The organism is Gemmobacter sp. LW-1 (assembly GCF_001303875.1).
Taxonomy (GTDB): domain Bacteria; phylum Pseudomonadota; class Alphaproteobacteria; order Rhodobacterales; family Rhodobacteraceae; genus Gemmobacter; species Gemmobacter caeni.
Genome location: NZ_LJSC01000053.1, coordinates 11,074 through 36,950, shown reverse-complemented (window position 1 = coordinate 36,950; position 25,877 = coordinate 11,074). Strand labels below are relative to the sequence as shown.

Genomic DNA, 25,877 nt, shown 5'->3' with positions numbered 1-25,877 from the left:
GGAAGGAAACGCGCATGAGCGATATTCACACGCAAAGCTTCCCGGTCCTGCCGCTGCGCGACATCGTGGTGTTCCCGCATATGATCGTGCCGCTGTTCGTCGGACGGGACAAGTCGGTGCGTGCGCTGGAAGAGGTGATGGCCGAAGACCGCCAGATCCTGCTGTCCAGCCAGATGGACCCGACGATTGACGACCCCAGTGCGGAAGGCATCTACCGCACCGGCGTGCTGGCGAATGTGCTGCAACTGCTCAAGCTGCCCGATGGCACCGTGAAGGTGCTGGTCGAGGGCAAGACGCGGGTGCGCATCACCGAATTCCTGACGAACGACTCGTTCTTCGAGGCCCGCATCGCACCGCTGGAGGAAACCCCCGGCGACATCGACGTGGTGGAGGCTCTGCTGCGCGCCGTGGCCGAGGAATTCGAACGCTACGCCAAGATCAAGAAGAACATCCCCGAAGAGGCGCTGGCCGCCGTTTCGGATACCCGCGAACCTGCGCGTCTGGCTGACCTTGTCGCCGGGCACCTGGGGGTTCCGGTCGCCCAGAAGCAGGAGCTTCTGGAAACGCTCGATGTGGGTGAGCGGATGGAGAAGGTCTATGGCCACATGCAGGGCGAAATGTCGGTCCTGCAAGTGGAGAAGAAGATCAAGTCCCGCGTGAAGAGCCAGATGGAGCGCACGCAGCGCGAGTACTATCTGAATGAGCAGATGAAGGCCATTCAGAAGGAGCTGGGTGACGGCGAGGACGGCCAGAACGAGCTGAACGAGCTGGAAGAACGCATCCGCAAGACCGAACTGTCGAAAGAGGCGCGCGAAAAGGCCGAGGGCGAGCTGAAGAAGCTGAAGTCCATGAGCCCGATGAGCGCCGAGGCGACGGTGGTGCGCAACTACCTCGACTGGCTCCTGGGCGTGCCGTGGGGCGTGAAGTCGCGCGTCAAGAAGGATCTGGGCGCCGCCCAGAAGGTGCTGGATGCCGACCACTACGGGCTTGAGAAGGTCAAGGAACGTATCGTCGAATATCTGGCGGTGCAGGCGCGCTCGACCAAGCTGAAAGGCCCGATCCTGTGCCTCGTCGGCCCGCCCGGCGTCGGCAAGACCTCGCTGGGGCGTTCGGTCGCCAAGGCGACGGGGCGCGAGTTCATCCGCATTTCCCTTGGCGGGGTGCGCGACGAATCGGAAATCCGCGGTCACCGGCGAACCTATATCGGCTCGATGCCCGGCAAGATCATCCAGGCGCTGAAAAAGGCCAAGACGACCAACCCGCTGATCCTGCTCGATGAAATCGACAAGATGGGCCAGGATTTCCGGGGTGATCCGGCGTCGGCCATGCTGGAGGTGCTGGACCCGGAACAGAACGCGACCTTCGTCGACCACTATCTTGAGGTGGAATACGACCTGTCCAACGTGATGTTCCTGACCACGGCCAACAGCTACAACATGCCGGGGCCGCTGCTGGACCGGATGGAGATCATTTCTCTGGCCGGCTACACCGAGGATGAAAAGCGCGAGATCGCGCGCCAGCATCTGCTGCCCAAGCAGGTGGAGGCGAACGGTCTGAAGAAGGGCGAGTTCAGCATCACCGATCCGGCGCTGAACGACGTGATCCGCTACTACACCCGTGAGGCGGGTGTGCGGAATCTTGAGCGCGAGATCGCGAAACTTGCCCGCAAGGCGGTGACCGACATTCTCAAGAAGAAGACGAAAACCGTCGAGGTGACGCCCGAGAAGGTGGGTGAGTATCTGGGCGTGCAGCGTTTCCGCTATGGTCTGGCCGAGAAGGAAGATCAGGTGGGCGTGGTGACGGGGCTGGCCTGGACCAGCGTGGGCGGCGATCTGTTGCAGATCGAGGCACTGAAGCTGCCGGGCAAGGGCCGGATGAAGACGACCGGGAAACTGGGCGATGTGATGAAGGAATCGATCGACGCGGCGTCGAGCTATGTGCGCTCGATCAGCCCCGATATCGGGGTGAAGCCGCCGAAGTTCGAATCGCTCGACATCCACGTTCACGTTCCTGACGGTGCCACGCCGAAAGACGGGCCTTCGGCCGGTCTGGCCATGGTGACGGCCATCGTCTCGGTCCTGACCGGCATCCCGGTCCGCAAGGACATCGCGATGACCGGCGAGGTGACGCTGCGCGGTAATGCCAGCGCCATCGGGGGTCTGAAGGAGAAACTGCTGGCGGCGCTCAGGGGCGGCATCAAGACCGTGCTGATTCCCGAGGAGAACGAGAAGGATCTGGCCGAGATTCCTGACAATGTGAAGGAAGGGCTCAAGATCATTCCCGTGACCCATGTGCGCGAGGTCCTGGCACAGGCGTTGGTGCGTGCACCCGAGCCGGTGGAATGGGACGAGGCCGCCGAGGAGGCTGCCGCTGCCGCAGCGGCCGCCAAGGCCGGGCCGCAGACCGGGCAGGTTGCCCACTGAACCCAAAAGGGCGCGGGAAACCGCGCCCTTTTTTCTGGCAATATTGTTGCCTTGTGGCGAACGGTTCCTGCCACATGTTTCCAGAACAGAAATTCTGCCCTATTGTCGCGGCACAAGTCGAGTCCATGGGGAAAATATGGCCACGAAACCCTCTGACGCTGCCAAGGCGGCACCCAAACGCACCAAGAGCACCGGCACCGCGACACGCAAGCCCGCCGCCGTCGCGAAGGCAAAGGTAGCCCCCAGGGCGGCCGCCGAAACTGCCGCGCCCGATGCGGTGACCACGGCTGCGCCCGCCGCCAGGCCTGCGGGTGAGACGCTGAAAGTGCAGCGCCTTGTGGCCGAGGTTGCCGCCGCGACGGGCGCGAAGAAGCCGGTGGTGAAAAGCGTCGTGGAGGCCGCTCTGGCCCGGATCGGCGAGGCGCTGTCGCAGGGGCAGGATCTGAACCTGCCGCCGCTGGGCAAGGCCAAGATCGGCCGCCAGAAGGGCACGGCCGGTGACGAGATGATCGTGATCAAACTCAAGCGCGGCGGTGGAAAAACTTCGGACAAAAAAGATGTGACAGAGGGGGTTGCAGAGGCCGAAGACTGAGGCTAAACACCGGCCTATCGGGCGATTAGCTCAGCGGTAGAGCGCTTCGTTCACATCGAAGATGTCAGCGGTTCAAATCCGTTATCGCCCACCATCATTCGGAAAAGCACGGCTTCGGCCGTGCTTTTTCATTTTGCAGTTGAGTGGCCGGAAGTCGCGTTCGTGCCCCTTGCACCGGCTGCCACGATCCGTTAGGTCGTGCGCAGGGCGGGCGGTTAGCTCAGTTGGTAGAGCGTCTCGTTTACACCGAGAATGTCGGGGGTTCGAGTCCCTCACCGCCCACCATTCCCCGTACCCGGTGGCAGACGGCAAGGGCAGGGCAGCCGCTCAGGACACGAGCGACTGGTTCCACAGTGCGACGATCTGCGTGGCAAGCTGCATCGGATCGAAGGGCTTCACGATCACATCCAGCGCACCGGCCTCGATGAACTGCCGCACATCGGAATGCTGTGCCTTCGCGGTCATGAAGATCGCCGGGGTGGCGGCAAACTGCGGCATGGCGCGCAGCGCCAGCAGGGTTTCCTCGCCTGTCATGCCTGGCATCATCACATCCAGCAGAAACAGGTCGGGGTTTGCCGCAGCCGCCCCCGCCAGAGCCTCTTGCCCCGAGGAGAACTGGATCACCTCCAGCCCACCGACCATTTCAAGCGCGATCAGGGCGATTTCACGGATATCCGGGTCATCCTCGACATGCATGACTTTGGGCAGTTGCGGCATCTTGTTCCCTTCGGGTCTTCGTCAGGCGACAGAACGCAGCACGGCGCTGCGCGGCAGGTCAATGTAGAATGTGGTGCCGGCGCCGACCTCGCTGGTAAAGGAAATGCGGCCGCCGTGTTTGGTGACAATGGACTTCGCGATGCTCAGCCCCAGCCCGGTGCCGATGCGCGAACGGTCGGTTTCGGTATGGGCCTGGACGAAGCGCGCAAACAGGGTCTGGTGCGCCTCCGGCGGGATACCGGGCCCGCGGTCTGTCACGCTGAGCCGGACGCCTGTGGCGGTTTCGCTGACCGCCAGATCCACCCATTGCGCCCGGGGGGAGAATTTGACCGCATTCGACAGCAGATTGGTCAGAACCTGCAACATGCCGTCGCGGCTGACCTCGGCGATGACCGGCGCGCGCGTGCCGACATAGCGCAGCTTGACGCCGTATTCGAGGCCATATCCCGCATTGGCGGCGACGGCTTCTTCGGCAAGTGCGACCACATCCAGCGGTGCGATGTTGAGCTCCATCATGTCAGCGTCGAGCTTTTCGAGGTCGAGCAGGTTGTTGATAAGCCGCAGCAGGCGGTCAACGTTGCGCAGCGCGACCTCGACCATATTCGCGGCCTTGTCGGGCAGGGCGCCAAGAACCCCGGAGTTGATCAGGTTCAGCGAGCCCTTCACCGAGGTCAGCGGCGAGCGCAGCTCGTGGCTGACGGTGGCGACGAATTCGGCGCGATTGCGCTCGGCGCGCTTGCGTTTGGAGATGTCGCGCACCACGGCGATGAAGCGCGACTTGCCGTCAAGCGTGCGTTCCTGCTGAAGGTTGATCTCAACCGGATGACCACGCCAGTTGGCCTCGTGCAGGATGGAATCGACCTCGCCCGACAGAAGCGGTGCGACACGGGCGCGAAACTTCTCTTCATCGAAGGGCTGGATCAGATCGACCAGACGCTTGCCGCGCACCTGTTCCGGCGTCAGGTCCATCGAGGCGAGCGAATGCTTGTTGAGATACAGAAGCTCCAGCGTATCGGCTGAGAAGATGTAAACCTCGTCGCGCAGGCGGTCGATCATCGCCCGTTCCTGCAATTCGGCCTGAAGCAGCTTGGATTGCGTGATATCGGTGCGCAAACTGACGCTGCGGCGCAGCTTGCCAGCGCGATCCATGACCGGCACGATGGTCGTGCGGGTCCAGATCAGGCTGCCGTCCTTGCGCCGGATGCGGGTTTCTCCGAACCAGGTCCGGCCTTCCTGCATGAAGATGTCGAGGTCAGGCGGCGAATCCTCACGGCTGACCAGAAGCGTGTCGCGGAACTGCAAGCCGATCAGTTCTGACGGGGCATAGCCGGTCGCGGCCGCAAGCGTGCTGTTGGCATAGGCAATTCCGCCATCGGCATTGGTAATATTGATCATCACATGCGCATCCACGGCCTTCAGATCGGCCTCCAGATCCTCGATGCGCAGTTTCAGGTTGTCAGATTCGGCCTTGCTGGACCGGCACTTGAGGGCGAAGGCCAGCAGGATGGCAAACACGGTCAACGCGAAAATGGCACGTTCCAAGGGAAAACCGTCCAGATTCTCCCTGAGCGACAACAGGCTCTGTTGCAGAAACTCGTACATATGTAATTCCTCTTTAGATGATCGCGCGTCCTGTCGGCCGGGTAGTCACCGTCTCAGAATTCCTGGTTATTGGAGCGTAAACTTGTCGGAAACTGTGGCGTTTTTGGGATTCTAATCCGATATCTCCAAGGCAGCCGGGCATTTGCCTGCCGGCGCTGGGGCTTCACCCGGCACAAGCCCTTGTTTTTGGCGGCGGGTTTGCGCGCATGATCTCAAGGCAGCGGGCGGCGACATTGCTCAGCGTGGCGCTGGATTTGATGAAGCTTTCCAGCACCCGCGGATCGGAGCGCCGCTGTGCATCGGCAGTAAGCGTGACAACCGGAACGCCCGGCTGCCATATCGCGACATCCCGCAGAAGATCCCTGCCATCGCCCGTTTCCAGCCCCCAGCCCAGCACGACGAGGTCGAAATTGGTCTCGGACAGCAGTTTGCGGGCGCTGCTTTCGTTCAGGGCATTGGTCAGCCTCGCCTCCGCCCCGAAGGCAGTGGCCAGCAACGCCGAAACCTCGGTATCGGATTCGACATGCAGCACATGCGCAGGCTGCCCGGTTCGGGGGCCGTTACCTTCAGGCGGGGCAGGCGGATGTTCGTCCGGCGTTTCCAGCGGCAAGGTGAACCAGAAGGTCGTGAGCACGCCGGGCTCGGACCGGAAGTCGATCTGGCCGCCCATCTGTTCCACGATGCGCTTCGCGATATGCAGTCCCAGACCGGAGCCTTCGGCCTCGCGGTTAGCGGAACTGTCGACCTGCGAGAACGGCTTGAACATCTGTTCGCGGAAACCGGGGGGGATGCCTTTCCCGGCATTGCTGACGCTGACCGTCACATATTTCGGGCCACGTTCCAGCCGCACGTCGACCTGGGCGCCGCGTGGCGAAAATTTGGCCGCGTTGGACAGCAGGTTTGCCATGACCTGATGGAACCTGTTCTCGTCCAGCCGGACAATGGCGCCGGGCGAATCCGCGACCAGCCGGTACGCCACGTCGAAGCGGGTGGCGAAGGGCTGGTTGACCAGAATGGTGTTCCTGATCAGGGCCGATATGTCGCTGGACACCAGTTCGGGACGCTGCAACATGCCGTCCAGCTTTTCCATGTCCAGAATGTCGTTCACCAGATGGATCAGCCGGTCGCAGTTCTTCTGCGCGATCGTCAGCATCCGTTTCGCCGGATCGGGAATCCCGGCTGCCATGGTGTTCAGCAGCAGGGACAGCGAACCGTTGATCGAGGTGAGCGGGGTGCGCAGTTCATGGCTGACGGTCGAGACGAACTGCTTCTTCATCTCATCCAGCTGCCGCTGATCCGTCACATCGGTCTGCACCCCGATCAGACGCCAGGCCCGCCCGGTTTCGTCCCGGTCCTCACCCACCGCGTTGGAGCGCATCCAGCGCCAGCTTCCGTCATCCATGCGGATGCGGTATTCGCTGACCGACCTTTCGGCCCGGCCTTCGATACAGGCCTGATCCGCCTCCTGCACGGTTGGCAGATCATCGGGGTGAATGCGTTGCAGCCACAGCGCCTGCGCCTCGGTCGCGGCCTCGTTCCCCAGCCCCAGAAGGTCGAGCCAGGTGCGCGAGACGACGGATTTTCCGCTGTGCAGGTCGATATCGAACACACCGATGCGCGCCCCGGTCAGGGCAAGATCCAGCCGGTGCTGCGTGGTCCGCAGCTGATCCGAAATGCGGCGCACCTCGGTGATGTTGCGCATCACCACGGTATAGCGACGACGGCCATCGCTGTTGCGCCAGGGGTTCACCTGCACATCCAGCATCAGCGCCTGACCGTCGCGTGATTCCGCAGCCAGTTCGCCGCGATAGGTGGTCGGCAGTTCAGATTTCCGCGGAAGCGAGAAATACTCGTCCAGTTGCCCACGCAACAGCGTCGAGAAGGGCTTGCCCAGAATCTCGTGCTCGTCCAGTTGCAGAAGCCGCAGCAGAGCATCGTTGACCCGCAACACGTTTCCGGCATCGTCCAGCAGGGCGATCTTGGTCAGGGCGGTTTCGATGATCGAGCGGTTTTCCTCGACCTGCGTCGCCAGTTCGCGGGTCCGGCGGGCGACGGTGGCGCGTACCAGCTCCTCTCGGCGCATCACCGAAATCAGGAACACCGCCAGCAGCGTTGAAAACGACAGGCCGACCAGCAGCACGCTCAGCGACTCGATATTCCAGAGCCGGGCCTCCAGCGCGGGCGTGCTTTCCCAGACCACGGTCCAGGTCTGGCCGTAGATGTTCAGCCGCTCGACATAACGGAACTTCGGTTGTGCGCTTGCCGGCGCGCTGCTTTGATAGAACTTCTGAGCCTCGGCAATATGCGGGCCGTCGTAAAGCGAGATCCGGGTCTGCGGATTGGTATGATCCAGAAGCGTGGCCATCATCCTGTCGACGATGATCGGCGCATAGATCCAGCCGACGAAATGCCCGCGGCGCCCCATGACCGTGGGCGGGGTTCCCGGCAGGTCGTAAAGCGGGGCAAGCAACAGAAAGCCGGAGCCCTTTTTCTGATCCTGCACCAGCGTGACCGGACGGCTGATGGTGACGCGCCCGGTATCGCGGGCGGTAATCGCGGCCATGCGGCGGTTTTCCTCGGCGGCGACGTTCAGGCCACGCGCGGCGCTGTTCCATTCGATCGGTTCGACATATTTGATCACGAACATTTCTTCGTCATCGCGCGGCGAGGTGATGTGCATGTCCTCGATGCCGTCGGCCCGCGACTGGGCAAGGAAAGCCTCGCCGCCGCCCGGCGGCACCGGAACGATGAAGCCAAGCCCCGTCAGCCCGTCACGTTCGGCGTAGGCGGCCGCGAAGTCGCGCCAGTCCTGAGCCGTCACCTCGTTCGAGGCCTGAAACAGACCAACGCCGCCGCTCAGCCCGTAGGTGAACATTTCCAGCCGGTGCCGCAGGGCATGGGCGGAATCGCGCGCCAGCATTTCAAACTGCGCCTCGTCACTTTGATTGCCAAGGCGCGAGACCTGATGCCAGGCGATGAACGTGGCCAGTACCGAAAGCGCCAGATAGAAGATCGCCTGTCCGCTGAAGCGTGGCATCGGCGTGCCGCGCCAGTAGAGGACGGGCAGGCGGCTCCACGGCCCAAGCAGGGCCACCGGAATCGCCAGCAGCGCGCCGATCACATTGCCCATCCACCAGATCGACCAGTGCCAGCCCATCGCGGCAGGCACATCGGGGGTGGTGACCTTGATCAGCAGGACTACGGCCGTCGGAAGGATGGTGCTGGTAACCGGAATGACCACAAGCACTGCGAACAGGATCTGTCGTGCGCGATTCAGCCGGAGCGGAAAGCCGAACAGCCAGATCAGCGCCCCGGCTCCCGCAACGGCCTGCAAGGCCGAGGCCCCGGCCTGAATCAGCATGGAGGGCAGCCGACCGTCACCGCCGACATTGGCATAGCCCATGCCGGCAATCAGCATCTGACCAGCCAGCGCGCCGCAGAACACGGCAGGCCAGCACCGCAGGCCAAGAACCAGCAGGCTGGCGACCGCCACGCCGGTACCGCGCAGCACCACGACATCCGGCTCTCCCGACGGGGCAAGCAGGACACCCGTCAGGCAGAAGGCCGCGACGAGCAGCGTCAGCGGGACGAGGCTGGTAATCGGTGCAAGGCCAAATATATTACCCTGTAGGGAAGGCGAGGCGTTCTGGTCGTTTCGGGTCATGCCGAACTTCTTGTCTTGGGCGTGCAGAGCATACACGCCCTGATTGCGGTCTGAAAGCTCCGGTTTCAAGATTTGCCGCTTCATGTCTCTGGGGAGGCATAAATCTGGCATTTCTGCGGTATTCCGGGCGGGCGGGAAAATCCCGGAAATTTGTACCACTCTGCCATATTGTGGCCGCAAATACACACAATTTTCAGGAGAGTAAGTTGAGACATCTGTCCGGCCATGTGTGCTGGCGGGCAGATGCGAAAGCATCCCTCTGGCTGGGCACAATCCGATGAGACTACTTGCTGTCGACGATGACGCGCTGATCCTCGAACTTCTCAAGACCACGCTTCAGGCGAATGGTTACGGGAATATCGTGACTGCTGGCGATGCAAAGGAAGCGGCCGAGATCATCACCAAATCCACCGAGCCGTTCGATGGGTTTCTGCTGGATATCATGATGCCGGGCGTGACCGGGATCGAACTGGCCCGCTGGATTCGCAAGATCCCGCAATATCAGACCGCGCCGATCCTGATGATCACCTCGATGAGCGAAAAAACCTTCATCGACGCCGCGTTCAAGGCCGGGGCGTCGGATTACGTCACCAAGCCCTTCGATCCGGTCGAAGTGGTGACGCGCGTGCGTCTGGCCGAGCGCCAGTATCAGAGCACGCGGCAGGTGCGCGAAAGCAGCCTTCAGATCAAGGCGCTGAACGCGCAGCTTGAGGAACGGTATCGTGCCGCTCTGTCCGAGCCCGTGGTGCTGGAAGATGTGGACGGGCTGATCGACTACATGGCGTTGCAGAATTACCTTCTGCAACTGTCGCGCGGCGATTTCTTCGCAACCAGCGTGCTGGCCATGCGGATCGTCGATGTCGGCGACATCTATACCCGCTGCTCGCCCATGCTGTTCCGCGATATCCTTGCCGATGTCGCGGAATGTGCGCTGTCGGCGCTGGCACAGACCGAATGCATCATGGCCTACGCGGGCAACGGCGCCTTCGCCGGTGTCATCGCCTTTGCGGAACAGCACGATTTCGACGACATTGAAATGATGATCAATGTGCTGATCGACCAGCTGGACCTGATCGACGACAAGCAGCAGCCCATCGAGGTGCGCGTGGCGGTCGGCAAGCCGATTTCCGTGGGCATCACGAAATCGGGCCGCGATGCCGTGGCCAAGATGCAGCGCGCGGTCGAGGATCTGACCTGGAACCAGCCGAAGCCGGGCGTGCGCCATGCCCGTCCGTCGACGGCCCGCAGCCTGTTCTCGCGCGTTTTCTCGATGGCATTCTGACGGTCGCAAGAGGAGCGCCATGCAACAGGCCGAAATCATCGCCCGCAAGATCGCCGAAATCCGCCCGCGGTTTCTGGCCGATCTTTCGGCGCGGCTGGATCGGTTTGACGCGCTGCGCGACGAGATCGACAGCGCGGCCGATGCGCGCCCGCTGCTGGACGAACTGATGCAAGGCGCGCACCGTATCGCCGGGCTTGCGGCGACCATGGGGTTCGGGGATCTGGGGCAACTCTCGCGCCAGACCGAACTGGCGATTCAGAGCCACCGCAGCACCAGCGCCCTGCGTCCCCCTGCGGCGCTTCTGGATGAAATCGACGATCTTTTGGGCGAAATGGCCCTGATCGTGCAGGGCTGAATCGCGGGGCTTCCGCCCCGGCAGGTTTCCCGACCGGAGCACATGGCGATTGCAGGCGAGAGGGTGTCGTTTGGACATCTTGTCGCAGGAGGGGATCGTGATATCCCTGAAGACGGATCTCGGGCGGGCAGGGGTGCGCCGTCCCGGCCTCCGTCGGCGCCGGATGTCCCCGGTTCCGTCCCTCCTCCTCCTGAAAGGACATCCGGCATGACCACCTATGTGCTGACCGTGCAGTGCGAATCCCGTCGTGGGATCGTTGCGGCGGTTTCCACTTTTCTTGCGAACAGCGGCTGCAACATTACCGATTCCGCGCAATTCGACGATGCGCTGACCGGCAAGTTCTTTGCCCGCATCAGCTTCCGTCCCGAAACCGGCGCCGCGCTGGCTGCGCTGCGCGAGGGCTTTGCCGCCGTGGCAGAACCCTTCGCGATGGACTGGGCAATCCACGATCAGGCCGAGCGCATGAAGGTGCTGCTCATGGTGTCGAACTTCGGGCACTGCCTGAACGACCTGCTGTATCGCTGGCGCATCGGCGCGCTGCCCATCGACATCGTGGGCGTGGTGTCGAACCACATGACCTATCAGAAGGTCGTGGTGAACCATGACCTGCCGTTCCATTGCATCAAGGTCACGAAGGACAACAAGCCGCAGGCCGAGGCGCAGCTGATGGCGGTGGTCGAGGATACCGGGGCCGAGCTTGTGGTGCTGGCGCGCTACATGCAGGTGCTGTCGGATGCGCTGTGCAAGAAGATGTCGGGCAAGATCATCAACATCCACCACTCCTTCCTGCCGTCCTTCAAGGGCGCCAATCCCTACAAGCAGGCTTACGAACGCGGCGTGAAGCTGATCGGGGCGACGGCGCATTACGTGACCGCCGATCTGGATGAAGGCCCGATCATCGAGCAGGACATCGTGCGCATCACCCATGCGCAAAGCGCCGAGGATTACGTCAGCCTTGGCCGCGATGTCGAGGCGCAGGTGCTGGCGCGGGCGATCCATGCCCATATCCACCACCGTTCCTTCATGAATGGCAACAAGACCGTGGTCTTCCCGGCCTCGCCGGGGTCTTACGCCTCGGAACGGATGGGCTGAGGCTCAGCCGCCCAGACCGTAGCGCCGCATCTTGTCGTTCAGGGTGCGGCGCGGCAGGCCCAGATGATCGGCCACCCGCAGGGTATTGCCGCGAAAACGGTCCAGCGCGGCGGCAATTTCGCGCGCCTCGAAGGCCGCCACCCGGTCGGCCAGCGTGGTATCGGGCAGGGCGGGCGTGTCGTCGGCGCGCAGATCCAGCAGGCCCAGCGCAAAGGCCTCCGCCGCCGCTTTCAGTTCGCGCATGTTGCCGGGCCAGCCGCGCCTGAGCAACTCGCGCCGGAAGGCCCAGCCCGGCTCCGGGTCGGGGCGGCCATAGCGGCGCGCGGCAAGCTGGGCGTAATGGCTGAAGATCAGCGCGATATCCTCGCCCGTTTCGCGCAAGGGTGGCGTGGCGATTTCGGCGCCTGCAAGGCGGTAAAACAGATCGGGGCGGAAACTGCCCGCCTGTGCCGCCGCCCGCAGATCGGTTTTCGATATGGCGATCACCCGCAGGTCCAGCGCCCGTGCGGTTAACTCGCCCAGCCGCTCGACGCTGCGTTCCTGAAGCGCGCGCAGAAGCTTTGCCTGTGCGGGGGGCGCCAGCGCCTCCACTTCGTCAAGGATCAGCGTGCCACCCTGCGCTGCCTCCAGCTTGCCGGGGCGGGCGGGGCCGGCGCCGGGAAAGGCGCCCTCGGCATGACCGAACATCAGGGTTTCCACCATGCTGTCAGGCAGGGCGGCGCAGTTCACCGCGACATAGGGGCCGCGCGCGCGCGGGCTGCCGTCATGCAGGGCGCGGGCCACCAGTTCCTTGCCGGTGCCGGTCTCACCAGTGATCACCACGTCAATATCCAGCGGCGCCAGCGCCGCGATGCGATCACGCAAGGCGCGGATGGGGCGGCTTTCACCAAGGATTTCCGGCCCGTCCCCGGCCAGCGCACCTTGCAGCCGCGCCACCTCGGCCCGTGTGGCCCGCGCCGCCAGCGCCCGCGCGATGACCATGACGAGATGCGCCGCATCATAGGGCTTTTCCAGAAAATCCTCGGCCCCGGCCCGGATCGCCTCTACCGCATGCACCACGTCGCCGTGGCCGGTCAGCATGATGACCGGCAGATCCCGTTCCGGCAGGGCCTTCACCGCGCGCAGGAACGCCATGCCATCCATGCCCGGCATCCGCAGATCGGTGAGGATCAGCGCGGGCGTCGCGGTGTCCAGCGCAGCCAGTGCGGCTGTCGCGCTTGAAAATCCCTGCGGCGCATGGCCCGCCGCATCCAGCAGATCGCAAAGCGCGGCAAGGTGATCGGTGTCATCCTCGACGATGAACAGGGGCGCGGGGGTCATGCGGCGGCCTCGGCAGTTGCGGCGGGCAGGGTGACGGTGACCTCGGTGCCGCGACCGGGTTCCGAGATCAGCGTCAGCGCGCCGCCGAACTCGCCAACGATGGCGCGACAGATCGACAGGCCAAGGCCCAGCCCCGCGCCGCCGGGCTTGGTGGAAAAGAACGGCTCGGCCACGCGGGGCAGATCCTCCGGCGCGATGCCGGGGCCGGTGTCGGTGACGCGGATGCGGACGGTTTCGCCGGTGCTGTCCAGCGTCACGGTGATCGCGGCGGCCGTGCAGCCTTCCACCGCGTCCAGTGCGTTCAAAAGCAGGTTCACCACCACCTGTTCCATCCGCACCACGCCCGCCATCACCAGTTGCGGCACATCCGGTGCCACGAAAACCGGGTTGACCCCGACGGCACGGGCGCGCGGCGTGACCAGTTCGATGGCCGAGGCGATGACCGGGCCAAGATCGGTCAGCCGCCGCTCACCCGGCTCTTTCCGGCCAAAGCTTTTCAGATGCTTGATGGTGCGCTGCATGCGGCGGATCAGACCCTTGGCGGTGGCGAGGCGCGGGGCGGTGCGGCTTTCACCGGCGGGCAGCGTGATTTCCGCCGCCGTCAGCGTCGCCTCCATCGCGGCAAGCGGCTGGCTGATCTCATGCACGATGGCGGTAGACATGCGGCCAAGGGCAGCCATCTTCTCGGCATGGATCAGGCCTTCCTGCGCCGCGCGCAGGTCGTTCTCGGCCTGCCGACGTGCCTCGACCTCGCGCGCCAGATCGGCGGTGCGTTCCGTCACCATCGCCTCCAGCCGTTCCGATTGCGACAGCCGCAGCGCGAGGATCTGCCGCCGCTGCTGCCAGACCATCGCGGCCCCTGCCAGCGCAAGCGTTGCCAGGGCCGCCACCGCCGCCCAGACGGCAGCCATGGCGGTGATGGTGGCGGAAGGGGTGGCGGCGATCAGGCGCCAGCCTTCAGCGGGCAGCGGCGTGTCGCGCCCGATCCAGCCCGCGCCGCCCAGAAAGCCGTCCGGCGCATCGGCGCGCAACAGGGGCGTCGTCCCGGCGGGATCGGTGCCGACCCAGGTGCGTTCGCGTGCGACCCTGTCCAGAACAGGCTGCGGCAGCGGCGAAAGCGGGCGGTAGAGCCAGTCTGCGCGGCCCGAGAGAAACACCATGCCATCGGCATCCGCCAGCGCGGTTTCCAGCCCGGCAGCCTGCCATGTCGCCTGCAGGGGTCGCAGGTCGATCTTGACCACCAGTACGCCCCGGCGCGGGCTGTCGATCCGGCGCGACAGGAAATAGCCAGGAATGCCGGTGGTCACGCCGATGGCATAGAACTGGCCCTGACCCCTTGCCATGGCATCGCGGAAATAGGGACGGAAGTTATAGTCCTGTCCGACAAAGCTTTCCGGCCGGTTCCAGTTCGACGCGGCGATGGTGCGGCCATTGGCGGCGATGAGGTAGATATCGGCCCCGGTATGAGCGGCAATGCGTTCCAGATACAGGTTCGCGTCGCCAATCCCGGCGGGATCGGCCAGCGCGGCACGGATGCGCGCATCCTCGCCCGCCACATCGGGCAGGGCGCGGAAGCGGCCAATCTCGGCCTCCACCGCGCGTGCGGTCAGCAAGAGCGACTGGTCCAGCCCCTCGGCCGCCGCCCGGTAGCCCAGCCGTTCCGCCGCCGCGAAAGCCAGTGCGGCGGCGAGGATCGCGGCAAGGACGGGCAGCAGGATCGGGCGGGGTGCGGACATGGGTGGCTCAGCCCTCCGCCAGCAATTGATCGGTGATATGGGCGCCAATGGGCAGGGCCGAGGTGGCGGCGGGCGAGGGGGCATTGCAGACATGCAGCGAATGCCGCCCGCGCAGGAACAGGAAATCGTCGATCAGCTTCCCGTCGCGTGCCACCGCCTGCGCCCGCACCCCCGCGCGATAGGGCGTGAGGTCGGCGCCGGTGATACGCGGGCAATAGCGTTGCACCTTCTTCAGATAAAGCCCCCGCAGGGCCGAGGCCGAAAGCTCGGACAGCGCCGGGCCGAGGTTGCGGCCCAGCATGCGCCAGAACCCCGGCCAGCCGAAGGTCGCCACCAGATCGGCGGGCGAGATGTCGGTCTTGGCATAGCCTTCGCGTTTCATGGCCAGCACGGCATTCGGCCCCACGGTGAACCCGCCATCCATCTTGCGCGTCAGATGCACGCCAAGGAAGGGGCGTTCGGGGTCCGGCACCGGATAGATCAGCCGGCGCACCAGATCGGCGGGCTGGTTCCGGATGCGAAAATATTCACCCCGGAACGGGATGATGCGGAAGCCGGGGTCCAGCCCCATCGCCGCCGCCATCCTGTCGGCATGCAGCCCCGCGCAGATCACCGCGCGCCCGGCATGAACCTCGCCCGAAGGCGTGGTCAGCCGGATACCGGCAGCATCTTCGGAGGCTGCGGTGACGCGGGTGTTCAGCCGGATCGCGCCGCCGCGTGCGGTGAACAGATCAGCCATCCGCCGCGCCACTGCGCCGAAATCCACGATGCCGGTATCGGGGGACCACAGCGCCCCGGCGACACGGATATTCGGCTCCCATTCCTGCGCCTCGGTCGCGGCGATTTCGGAAATGGCGATGCCATTGGCCTGCGCGCGCGCCAGCAGGGCGCGCATGCGGGGCAGTTCGTCCTCGTCCGTCGCCACGATCAGCTTGCCGGTCGTTTCATGGGGCAAGCCATGTTCGTCACAGAAGGCGCGGGTGGCCTCGGCACCTTCCCGGCAGAAGCGGGCCTTCAGGCTGCCGGGGGCATAGTAAACCCCGGCATGGATCACGCCGGAATTGCGCCCCGTTTGATGCAGCGCGGGGGCGGCTTCCTTTTCCAGAACCACGATCCGCGCGCCGGGCAGGCGGGATTGCAGGGTCAGCGCGGTGGCCAGCCCAACGATGCCGCCGCCCAGAATGGCAATATCGGCTGTTTCGGTCATTCGGTCGCTCCGCAGGGGGCAAGGCGCAGGGCGCGGCCCGGTGCTGCCCCGATCTCATGGCATGTTCCGGCGCTGTCACACAACCGCCAGCCCGCGCCGGTCGCGCCCGAGGCGGCGAGGTGCAGCTCCGCCTGTTCCGGCAGGTCGGGCACCCAGACCCACCAGCCGTTGCGCAGGACGGCGCCGTCGCCCGGCTCCATCCCCGCGCCGGAGCCTTTGACGGCGGCCTCGGCCAGCCGCAGCCCGGTTCCGGTGATGGCCCAGCTTTCGCGCCAGGTGATCTTTTCAACTGAATGCGTCCAGCTCAGTGTGAAGCCGGGCGAGGCGAGGGCGAGTGTCATCGCCCCCGCGATCAGGCAGGTTGCCATGGCTCAGGCCGGGCGGGCGCCGCGCGCGCGCCACATCAGCGCGGCGAAAGCGGCGCAAAGCACGAAGCCTGCGAGGTCCGAGGCCGGAAGCGCCGCGATCAGCGCCGCTGCCGCCACCATGGCCAGCACGCGTTCCCACACCGCGAGCCTGTGGCCCAGCCAGCCGATGACCGCAGCCCCCCAAAGCCCGATCGCCAGCACCGCTTTCAGCACGATATAGGCGACGGCGGGAATATAGCCGATTTCCGAGGCCAGCGGCCCGCCATCCTGCAACATCAGCGCGGGGGTATAGACCGCCATGAAGGGGATCACGAAACCCGCCGCCGCAATCTTCACCGCGTTGAGGCTGATGGTCAGCCCGCGCTCCTTGGCGATGGGGGCGGCGGCAAAGCAGGCCAGCGCCACCGGCGGCGTCAGATCCGCCAGAATGCCGAAGTAGAACACGAACATGTGGCTGACGATCAGCGGCACGCCAAGTTCCAGCAGGGCAGGCCCCGCGATGGAGGAGGTGATGATGTAGTTCGGGATGGTCGGGATGCCCATGCCCAGCACGATACAGGTGATCATGGTCAGGATCAGGCTGAGGAACAGGCTCTTTTCCCCGACACCCACGATGAACTGGCCGAAGGTATTGGCGGCGCCCGTCAGGGTCATGGTGCCGATGATGATGCCCACCAGCGCGCAGGCGATGCCTACCGGCAGCGCGGTGCGGGCACCATCGGCCAGCGCGTCGCGCACATCGGCCAGCGTCTTGCGGCCTCCCGCGACAAAGATATTCGCCACCACCAGCCCGGCCACCGCCAGCGCGACGATATGGATGCCGAATTTCAGGAAGGCGGCGGCGATGAGGCCCAGCCCGATCCAGAAGATATAGCGGATTGCCCCCGCCGGCAGACCCAGCGCCACCGAGGCGCCGAGGATCAGCATGACCGTCAGCCCGAGGCCCACGGTGCCCGCGAACAGCGGCGTGTAGCCGGAAAACAGCAGCCAGACCAGCACCGCCAGCGGCAGGATCAGGTGCCAGCCCTCGCGCAGCGCCTTGCGGGGGGAGGGCAGTTCCGCCGCCGTCAGGCCCCTCAGGTTCATCCGCCCCGCCTCCAGATGCACCATCCAGAAGGCGGCGGCGAAATAAAGGATTGCCGGGATCAGCGCGGCCTTCACCACCTCGACATATTCGACGCCCAGCGTTTCCGCCATGATGAAGGCGACGGCGCCCATGACCGGCGGCATGATCTGCCCGCCCATGGAGGCCGTGGCCTCCACCCCGCCCGCGAAGGCGGGGCGATAGCCGAAGCGCTTCATCAGCGGGATGGTGAATTGCCCGGTGGTCACCACATTGGCGACGCCCGAGCCGGAAATCGTGCCCATCAGACCCGAGGACAACACGGCGACCTTGGCCGCACCGCCCATCCGGTGCCCGACAAGACCCAGCGAGACATCGGTGAACAGCTTGATCATCCCGGCCTTTTCCAGAAAGGCACCAAACAGGATGAACAGGAAGATGTAGCTGGAGCTTACATAGGTCGGCACGCCATAGATACCTTCGGTGCCAAAGCCCATATGGTCGATCACCTGCGCGTAATCATAGCCGCGATGATCCAGCGGCGCGGGCAGATGCTGGCCGAACAGGCAATAGGCGAGGAACATACCCGCGATCAGGGGCAATGCAGGCCCCATCATGGCCCAGGCGGCGGCGAAGGTCAGCGCGATGGCCAGCGTCCCGAAGGCGATGTCGCGCGGCAGCGGATCACCCGCCCGCATCAGAAGCGGCACATATTCCCACCATTGGTAGAACGCGACCGCGACCCCGGCCGCCGCAAGACCCCAGGCCAGCAGGCGGATCGAGGGTGCGGCCCCTTTGGCCAGCGCCAGCAGCGGAAAGCCAAGCAGCATCAGGAAGCCCACATGCACGGCGCGCACGACCTGGCTTGGCATGTCGATCAGATGCGCGGCAGTGGCGATCTGGAAAGCGGAAAAGACAACGGCGATCCAGAACAGCAGCCTGCCCTGCGCGGAGGGGGGAAAGCCTTCGGCCAGCGGATCGTGAAATGTGGCGTTCGCAGCCTCGGCCGCGGCGGGAGAGGGGGTGGTCATGGCGTCATGCCCTCGGGGGAAATGGGGTCAGGGGTGCGCAACCGGCGCGCACCGCAAGGCGCGCGCCGTGATCGCAGCGGGCAGGCCGGATTACTTGATCAGGCCGACTTCGCGGTAATACCGTTCGGCCCCCGGATGCAGCGGCAGCGGCATGCCCTGCGTGGCCGTTTCCAGCGAGATGGCCTCGGCTGCCTTGTGCGCCGCCACAAGCTGCGGCAGGTGCTCGAACATCAGCTTGGTCATCTGGTAGACGGTTTCTTCCGGCACATCCTCATGCGTGAGGAAGAAGTTGACCACGGCGGCGGTCGGCACATCCTCGGTCTGGCCCTCATAGGTGCCCGCCGGGATGGTGGCCGGAATATAGGGCGCGCCGATCTTTTCCACCACATCGGCGGGAACGGCCACGATGGTCGTCGGCACCGAGGTCGCCAGATCCTTCAGCGAGGCAACCCCCAGACCGGCCGATTGCAGCGTCGCGTCCAGCTGGCGGTTCTTCAGCAGTTCGACCGATTCCGCGAAGGGCAGGTATTCGGTCTTGGCCAGATCGTCATAGCTCATCCCCGCGGCGGCAAGGATGGCGCGGGCGTTGAGTTCGGTGCCCGATTTCGCGGCGCCGACCGACAGGCTTTTGCCTTTCAGATCGGCCAGCGTCTTGACGCCCGAATCTGCCGAGGCTGCGATCTGGATATAGTTCGGATAGGCGGCGGCGATGCCGCGCAGCTTGCCCAGCGGCGCCTTGAAGCCCGCGTCGGCATTGCCCTCCCAGGCCATCTTGACCGAGTCGCCCAGCGCGATGGCAAATTCGCCCTTGCCCTGTTGCAGGAGGTTCAGGTTTTCCACGCTGGCCTTGGTGCTTTGCACCTGGGTGCGGGCGCCCTCGATCCCGTCGCCATAGATTTTCGACAGCGCGACCCCGATCGGGTAGTACACGCCAGAGGTGCCTCCGGTCAGGATGTTGATGAACTGGTCGGCCTGCACGGCGGCCGGGCTCAGCGCCACGGCACCGGCCAGCATGGCCATGCGGAAACGGCGCAATCCGCCCATGGATTTCGTCATGTGGTATCCTCCCATTGCGGGCCGCATCGGCTGCGGCCTCCGGTTCGGCCCCGTCTCCTCACGGGGTCAACGGGCGAAGGGTTCCACAAAGCGGGCTGGCCTGACAACCGGTCACGGCCGCGTGACAGGCACTTTCGTCGCAATCCGCCGCCAGCGCCGCGGCGGGATTTCGCCAGATCCGGCGCGCGGCCGCTCTTGCCTTCGGGGGCGGCGGGGCTATGGTCGCGCTCCCACATTCTGACGGAGCCATCAGTGATTCAGGACGCCGCGCGCCGCATTCCCCTTGTCATCGCCCGCGAGATCGGGGCGCAGCCCGCGCAGGTCGGGGCCGCCATCGAACTGCTGGACGGCGGCGCCACGGTGCCCTTCGTCGCGCGCTACCGCAAGGAGGTGACGGGTGGGCTGGATGACACGCAGTTGCGCACGCTGGCCGACCGCCTCACCTATCTGCGCGAGATGGAGGCGCGGCGCGCGGCCATCCTCGGGTCGATTACCGAACAGGGCAAGCTGACCGATGATCTGGCCACCAGCATCGCCAGGGCCGAGACCAAGGCCGAATTGGAAGACATCTATCTGCCCTACAAGCCCAAGCGCCGCACCCGTGCCATGATCGCGCGCGAGAATGGCCTTGGCCCACTGGCCGAGGCCATTCTGGCCGACCGTTCCGCCGATCCCGCCGCGCTGGCGGCGGGCTACATCACCGAGGCTGTGCCGGATGTGAAAGCCGCGCTGGAGGGCGCACGCGACATCGTGGCGGAAGCCCTTGCCGAAAACGCCGATCTGCTGGGCCGTCTGCGCGGGCACATGAAACAGGTGTCCGAGATCAAGGCGGGCGTGGTCGCCGGGAAAGAGGCTGAAGGGGCCAAATTCTCGGATTACTTCGATCACCGCGAGAAATGGGAAACTGCGCCTTCGCACCGGGTGCTGGCCATGCTGCGCGGTCGCAACGAAGGGGTGCTGACCCTCGATCTGGAAATTGATGCCGAGGCTCCGCGCGGCCAGTCACCCGCCGAACGGATGTGCGGTGCCGCGCTTCAGGCGGGCAGCACCGGGGCGGGCGACCAATGGCTGCGCGAGGCGGCAAGCTGGGCTTGGCGGGTGAAGCTGAAAACCTCTCTGACGCTCGATCTGATGGGCGAATTGCGCGAACGGGCCGAGGAAGAGGCGATCCGCGTCTTTGCCCGCAACCTCAAGGATTTGCTGCTGGCTGCGCCTGCGGGCGGCAAGGCCACGATGGGCCTCGATCCCGGCATCCGCACCGGGGTGAAGGTGGCGGTGGTGGATGCGACCGGCAAGTTGCTGGCGACCGATACCGTTTATCCGTTCCAGCCGAAGAACGACCTGCGCGGCGCGCAGGTGGCGATTGCGCAGCTGATCGCGAAACACGGGGTCAAGCTGATTGCCATCGGCAACGGCACCGCCAGCCGCGAGACGGAAAAGATGGTGGCGGACCTGCTGGCGCATCTGCCCGGCGAAAAGCCGGTGAAGGTGGTGGTGAGTGAGGCCGGTGCCTCGGTCTATTCCGCGTCGGAACTGGCGGCGAAGGAGTTTCCGGGGCTGGACGTCTCGTTGCGTGGCGCGGTGTCGATTGCCCGGCGGCTGCAAGACCCGCTGGCGGAACTGGTGAAGATCGAACCGAAATCCATCGGTGTCGGCCAATATCAGCATGACGTGGATCAGCACCGCCTTGCCCGCCAGCTTGATGCGGTGGTCGAGGACGCGGTGAACGCGGTTGGGGTGGATCTCAACACCGCCTCGGCGCCGCTTCTGGCGCGGGTGTCGGGCGTGGGGCCGGGGCTTGCGGAAAGCATCGTGGCGCATCGCGACGCCAATGGCCCCTTCGCCACCCGGCGCGAACTTCTGAAGGTCGCGCGGCTGGGGCCCAAGGCTTTTGAACAGGCCGCGGGCTTCCTGCGCATCACCGGCGGCAAGGAACCGCTGGATGCCTCTTCGGTGCACCCCGAAGCCTATGACGTGGCGCGCCGCATCGTCACCGCCTGCGGCCGCGACATCCGCGCCCTGATGGGGGACAGCGCCGCCCTGAAACGGCTGAACCCGCGCGATTTCATCGACGCGAAATTCGGCCTGCCCACGGTGCAGGACATCCTGTCGGAATTGGAAAAACCCGGCCGCGACCCGCGCCCGAGCTTCAGGACGGCGACCTTCACCGACGGGGTGGAGGATATCAAGGATCTGAAACCCGGCATGATGCTGGAAGGCACGGTGACCAATGTCGCGGCCTTCGGTGCCTTTGTGGATATTGGCGTGCATCAGGACGGGCTGGTGCATGTCAGCCAGCTTGCCGACCGCTTTGTGAAAGATCCGCATGAGGTGGTGAAGGCGGGGGATGTGGTGAAGGTCCGCGTGGTCGAGGTGGACGTGCCACGCAAGCGCATCGGCCTGACCATGCGCAAGGACAGCGCCGACGCCCGCGACAGTGCGCGGGAACGCGCCGCCGAACGCGGGCCGCAGGGGCCGAAGGGCGGCAAGCCCGCACCACGCGGGCCGATGTCCTCGGGTCCGAAAGGGGGGGCGGGCGGCGCGGGCGGCAATGCCTTTGCCGATGCGCTGAAGGGCAAGTTCGGCCGCTGACCGCTCATCCCTGATCACGGCGCTTCGCAACCTGTTCAAAGGATGCGAGACTGAACTTTTACAGTCTTGCGAAAGGACAGGCCATGACACAGCCCAAGGCAACGCTCTGCCTCTGGTTCGACAGCGAGGCCGAGGCGGCGGCGCGGTTTTACGCCGCCACCTTTCCCGACAGCCACATGGGCAGGGTGCATCGCGCGCCGGGCGATTACCCCTCGGGCAAGGCCGGGGATGTGCTGACGGTGGAATTCACCATCTGCGGTCTGCCCTGCATCGGGCTGAACGGCGGCCCCGCCTTCCCGCAGACCGAGGCATTTTCCCTGCAGATCGCCACAGAGGATCAGGCGGAAACTGACCGGCTGTGGGATGCCATTGTCGGGAACGGTGGCCGGGAAAGTGCCTGTGGCTGGTGCAAGGATCGCTGGGGGATGAACTGGCAGATCACCCCCCGCACCCTGACCGAGGCGCTGGCCGCAGGTGGCGCAGAGGCCGCGCGCGCCTTTGCCGCGATGATGGATATGACCCGGATCGACGTCGCCGCTATTGACGCCGCGCGACGTGGCTGACGAGGAAAGGGGGCTGTCTGCCCCCTCGCCCCTGCGGGGCTCACCCCCGAGGATATTTTTCGACAGAAAATTTCAGATGTTCCACTCGTCCATTTTCTGTCCGCAAATATCCTCGGGGGGTGAATGAGCCGAAGGCTCAGAGGGGGGCAGACAGCCCCCCTTTCTTCGTCTCAGGCCGCCGAGCCGCCGATGGTCAGCCCGCCGATCATCAGGGTCGGCTGCCCCACGCCCACCGGAACCCATTGCCCGGCCTTGCCGCAATTGCCGATGCCGGGGTCGAGCTTCATGTCATTGCCGATGGCGCGAATGTTGCGCAGGGCGGTGGCGCCGTCGCCGATCAGGGTGGCGCCTTTCACCGGGGCGCCGACCTTGCCGTTCTTCACCCGGTAGGCCTCGGTGCAGGAAAACACGAACTTGCCGTTGGTGATGTCGACTTGCCCGCCACCGAAACCCACGGCCCATATGCCGTCTTTCAGATCGGCAAGGATCGCCACCGGATCGGTGTCGCCGCCCAGCATATAGGTATTGGTCATGCGCGGCATCGGGATATGGGCGAAGCTTTCGCGCCGCCCGTTGCCGGTGCTGGCGGTGCCGGTCAGACGGCCATTCTGGCGGTCCTGCATGTAGCCCGTGAGGATGCCGTCCTCGATCAGGACAGTGCGGTTCGAGGGCGTGCCCTCGTCATCGACCGAGATTGAGCCGCGACGGTCGGGCAGGGTGCCATCGTCCAGCACGGTAACGCCGGGGGCGGCGATGCGCTGGCCCATCAGACCGGCAAAGGCCGAGGTGCCCTTCCGGTTGAAATCGCCCTCAAGCCCGTGGCCAATGGCCTCATGCAGCAGGATGCCGGGCCAGCCGGGGCCAAGCACGATGTCCATGACGCCCGCCGGGGCGGGTTCGGCCTCAAGGTTCACCAGTGCGATGCGCAGCGCCTCGCGTGCGACAGGTTGCCAGTGGCCGGGGTCAAGCAGGGTGGCAAGGCCGAAGCGGCCGCCGCCGCCCATGCCGCCCGACTCGCGCCGCCCCGCCTGTTCGACGATGACCGAGATGTTCAGCCGCGCCATCGGGCGCACATCGGCGACGCGCAGCCCCTCGGGGCGCAGGATCTCCACCTCCTGCAAACCGGCGCTGATTGTAGCGGAAACCTGGATCACGCGCGGGTCGAGGCCGCGGGCATAGGCGTCGATTTCCTTCAGCACGTCGATCTTGGCGGCGAAGCTCGCGTCCAGCATCGGATCGGCGTCGGTATAAAGCCGTGCATTGGTGCCCTTGGGGGGAGGGGCCATCACGCCGCCGCCGTCGCCCACCGCCAGCCGCACGGTTTCGGAGGCGCGGCGCATGGCGGCTTCGGAGATTTCGGTTGAATGGGCATAACCTGCGACCTCGCCCCGGACGGCGCGCAGTCCGAACCCTTCGGAGGCATCATAAGAGGCGGTTTTCACCCGGCCATCATCCAGCACCAGTGCTTCGGAGCGGCGACGTTCCAGAAACAGCTCGCCATCTTCAGCCCCTGCGACAGCCTGTCGCAGTATGGCCAGCGCTGCCGCCTCATCCAGCGACATGTCGAACGGTCGGAAGGCGTTGGCTGTCATGTGAAGTCCTTGATCCATGTCAAACGGCGACCGAGTGTCGCACGGTTTTGCTTGTCGTTTCCTGCCTAATATGGTTTCAACACAAGCAGAAACAACGGGATTCTGCCCGGGCATCGGGCATGGCCGAAAAGCGGACGATAAGCCGCACTTCGAACGGGATAGAAAGATGCGACTCATGAAGAACCTTTCGGGTCTCGCTGCCGGTGTGGCTGCGATGGCCGTCGCGGGCGCCGCCCTGGCTCAGGACCTGCCGGTGCTCGGCCGTCCGGTCGACGGCAAGCTGGGCTTCCAGCCGGCGGCGACGGAACTCGCGGCCGACATCCACTGGCTCGACCACTTCATTCTGGTGATCATCACCGGCATCGTGCTCTTCGTGACGGCGCTGATGGTCTACTGCTTTGTCCGCTTCAACCGTCGCGCCAATCCGAAACCCGCCACCTTCACCCACAACACGCCCATCGAGATTGCGTGGACCGTGGTGCCGATCATCATTCTGCTGGTCATCGGCGGCTACTCGCTGCCGATCCTGTTCAAGCAACAGGAAATCCCGGTGGCTGACATCACCATCAAGGTGACCGGCTACCAGTGGTACTGGGGCTATGAATATGTGCAGGACGGCATCACCCCGGAAAATGACGGCACCGATCCGGTCGCCTTCGAGAGCTTCAAGCTGGAGAAAGACCAGCTGGCGCAATACGGCTACGATGAAACCGACTACCTGCTGGCGACGGATACCGCCGTGGTCGTGCCGGTCGGCAAGACCGTCGTGATGCAGGTGACCGGCGCCGACGTGATCCATTCCTGGACCATTCCGGCCTTCGGTGTGAAGCAGGACGCGGTGCCGGGCCGTCTGGCGCAGCTGTGGTTCAAAGCCGACATCGAGGGTGTGTTCTTCGGTCAGTGCTCGGAACTCTGCGGCAAGGACCACGCCTATATGCCGATCACCGTCAAGGTTGTGTCTGAGGCGAAGTATGCCGAATGGCTCGCCAAGGCCAAGGCAGGCGATGTGCAGCTCTCGTCCATCGCCGCCCCTGCCGCCGTGCAGGTCGCCGCGAACAACTGATAGACTGATGTGACTTTGCGGTCGGGCGGCGGGCCTTCGGGGTGCCGCCGCCCGATCCCACCAGGGGACAGCCGGATATGAGCGATATCCACGCCAACAGCCTCGGCAGCGAGACCGGACCGGCCGAAGCCGGTTTCGGTGATTTCGTGGCGCTTCTGAAGCCGCGTGTCATGTCGCTGGTGGTTTTCACCGCGCTGGTCGGCCTGCTGGTCGCGCCGGTCTCGCTGCATCCGCTGGTGGCCTTCACCTGCGTGTTGTTCATCGCTTTGGGGGCAGGGGCCTCGGGCGCGCTGAACATGTGGTGGGATGCCGATATCGACCAGGTGATGCGCCGCACCAAGGGGCGCCCGATTCCGGCGGGCCTTGTGCAGCCGGGTGAGGCGCTGGGTTTCGGTCTGGCGCTGTCGGGCCTTGCAGTGATGATGCTGTGGCTTGCCGCCAATACGCTGGCCGCGCTGCTGCTGGCCTTCACCATCTTCTTCTATGCCGTCATCTATTCGATGTGGCTGAAACGCTCGACCCCGCAGAACATCGTGATCGGCGGCGCGGCGGGGGCCTT

19 protein-coding genes and 2 tRNA genes are annotated in these 25,877 nt (G+C 65.0%); 11 read left to right on the top strand and 10 right to left on the bottom strand.

The annotated features are described in order from the left end of the window. Positions 1–14: 14 nt before the first annotated feature. From lon to AO684_RS16070, 4 genes are all read left to right on the top strand, one after another. Positions 15–2,423 carry an endopeptidase La gene (gene lon, locus AO684_RS16085; RefSeq protein WP_054303755.1) on the top strand — a complete coding sequence of 803 codons (2,409 nt, stop codon included), beginning with the start codon at positions 15–17 and terminating at the stop codon, positions 2,421–2,423. Positions 2,424–2,559: 136 nt separating this feature from the next. After that, positions 2,560–3,015 (top strand): HU family DNA-binding protein, encoded by a 456-nt coding sequence (locus AO684_RS16080; protein WP_054303754.1) that lies wholly within the window; start codon positions 2,560–2,562, stop codon positions 3,013–3,015. A gap of 19 nt (positions 3,016–3,034) precedes the next feature. Further along, a tRNA-Val gene (locus AO684_RS16075) sits at positions 3,035–3,109 on the top strand. A 115-nt stretch (positions 3,110–3,224) separates the two neighbouring features. Then, positions 3,225–3,300, top strand: a tRNA-Val gene (locus AO684_RS16070). A 42-nt stretch (positions 3,301–3,342) separates the two neighbouring features. Here AO684_RS16070 and AO684_RS16065 read toward each other — a convergent pair. The 3 genes from AO684_RS16065 to AO684_RS16055 all read right to left on the bottom strand — a co-directional run bounded on the left by AO684_RS16065 (position 3,343) and on the right by AO684_RS16055 (position 8,998). Next, positions 3,343–3,732, bottom strand: a complete 390-nt coding sequence (locus AO684_RS16065) for a response regulator (RefSeq protein ID WP_054303753.1) — start codon at positions 3,730–3,732, stop codon at positions 3,343–3,345. Positions 3,733–3,753: 21 nt separating this feature from the next. Continuing rightward, a complete protein-coding gene (locus tag AO684_RS16060) occupies positions 3,754–5,334 on the bottom strand; it encodes an ATP-binding protein (protein WP_054303752.1) in 1,581 nt (526 codons plus the stop codon). Between the two features lie 163 nt (positions 5,335–5,497). Then, positions 5,498–8,998, bottom strand: a complete 3,501-nt coding sequence (locus tag AO684_RS16055; RefSeq protein ID WP_161806024.1) for a CHASE domain-containing protein — start codon at positions 8,996–8,998, stop codon at positions 5,498–5,500. 277 nt (positions 8,999–9,275) lie between these two features. Between AO684_RS16055 and AO684_RS16050 the strand changes: the two genes are divergently transcribed. From AO684_RS16050 to purU, 3 genes are all read left to right on the top strand, one after another. Then, the gene (locus tag AO684_RS16050) at positions 9,276–10,280 is read left to right on the top strand and encodes a PleD family two-component system response regulator (RefSeq protein WP_054303750.1); all 1,005 of its coding nucleotides are present in this window, start codon (positions 9,276–9,278) and stop codon (positions 10,278–10,280) included. Positions 10,281–10,299: 19 nt separating this feature from the next. After that, entirely contained in the window at positions 10,300–10,635 is a 336-nt protein-coding gene (locus AO684_RS16045) for an Hpt domain-containing protein (RefSeq protein WP_054303749.1), read from the top strand. A 207-nt stretch (positions 10,636–10,842) separates the two neighbouring features. After that, the gene (gene purU, locus AO684_RS16040; RefSeq protein ID WP_054303748.1) at positions 10,843–11,727 is read left to right on the top strand and encodes a formyltetrahydrofolate deformylase; all 885 of its coding nucleotides are present in this window, start codon (positions 10,843–10,845) and stop codon (positions 11,725–11,727) included. Positions 11,728–11,730: 3 nt separating this feature from the next. Here the strand turns inward: purU and AO684_RS16035 are convergent, their stop codons facing one another. The 6 genes from AO684_RS16035 to AO684_RS16010 all read right to left on the bottom strand — a co-directional run bounded on the left by AO684_RS16035 (position 11,731) and on the right by AO684_RS16010 (position 19,508). Then, positions 11,731–13,047 carry a sigma-54 dependent transcriptional regulator gene (locus tag AO684_RS16035; RefSeq protein WP_054303747.1) on the bottom strand — a complete coding sequence of 439 codons (1,317 nt, stop codon included), beginning with the start codon at positions 13,045–13,047 and terminating at the stop codon, positions 11,731–11,733. Further along, positions 13,044–14,783: an ATP-binding protein gene (locus AO684_RS16030; protein ID WP_054303746.1), complete on the bottom strand. Its 1,740-nt coding sequence runs from the start codon at positions 14,781–14,783 to the stop codon at positions 13,044–13,046. The genes AO684_RS16035 and AO684_RS16030 overlap by 4 nt, the downstream gene beginning before the upstream one ends. Positions 14,784–14,790: 7 nt before the next feature. Further along, positions 14,791–15,990 (bottom strand): L-2-hydroxyglutarate oxidase, encoded by a 1,200-nt coding sequence (gene lhgO / locus AO684_RS16025; protein WP_054303745.1) that lies wholly within the window; start codon positions 15,988–15,990, stop codon positions 14,791–14,793. Continuing rightward, positions 15,987–16,358: a DUF1850 domain-containing protein gene (locus tag AO684_RS16020; RefSeq protein ID WP_054303744.1), complete on the bottom strand. Its 372-nt coding sequence runs from the start codon at positions 16,356–16,358 to the stop codon at positions 15,987–15,989. The genes lhgO and AO684_RS16020 overlap by 4 nt, the downstream gene beginning before the upstream one ends. A 3-nt stretch (positions 16,359–16,361) precedes the next feature. Continuing rightward, complete coding sequence (locus AO684_RS16015; RefSeq protein WP_054303743.1) at positions 16,362–18,452, bottom strand: TRAP transporter permease; 2,091 nt, start codon at positions 18,450–18,452, stop codon at positions 16,362–16,364. A gap of 90 nt (positions 18,453–18,542) precedes the next feature. After that, positions 18,543–19,508: a TAXI family TRAP transporter solute-binding subunit gene (locus tag AO684_RS16010; RefSeq protein ID WP_369814602.1), complete on the bottom strand. Its 966-nt coding sequence runs from the start codon at positions 19,506–19,508 to the stop codon at positions 18,543–18,545. Positions 19,509–19,760: 252 nt separating this feature from the next. Between AO684_RS16010 and AO684_RS16005 the strand changes: the two genes are divergently transcribed. After that, positions 19,761–22,100, top strand: a complete 2,340-nt coding sequence (locus AO684_RS16005; protein WP_152968449.1) for a Tex family protein — start codon at positions 19,761–19,763, stop codon at positions 22,098–22,100. Between the two features lie 83 nt (positions 22,101–22,183). Next, positions 22,184–22,663, top strand: coding sequence for a VOC family protein (locus AO684_RS16000; protein WP_054303742.1), 480 nt, complete (start codon positions 22,184–22,186; stop codon positions 22,661–22,663). Positions 22,664–22,833: 170 nt separating this feature from the next. Here the strand turns inward: AO684_RS16000 and tldD are convergent, their stop codons facing one another. After that, entirely contained in the window at positions 22,834–24,255 is a 1,422-nt protein-coding gene (gene tldD, locus AO684_RS15995; RefSeq protein WP_054303741.1) for a metalloprotease TldD, read from the bottom strand. 175 nt (positions 24,256–24,430) lie between these two features. Between tldD and coxB the strand changes: the two genes are divergently transcribed. Beyond that, positions 24,431–25,318: a cytochrome c oxidase subunit II gene (coxB, locus tag AO684_RS15990; protein ID WP_054303740.1), complete on the top strand. Its 888-nt coding sequence runs from the start codon at positions 24,431–24,433 to the stop codon at positions 25,316–25,318. Between the two features lie 77 nt (positions 25,319–25,395). Next, positions 25,396–25,877 (top strand): UbiA family prenyltransferase (locus AO684_RS22400; protein ID WP_369814605.1); only part of this gene is annotated, 482 nt, incomplete at its 3' end.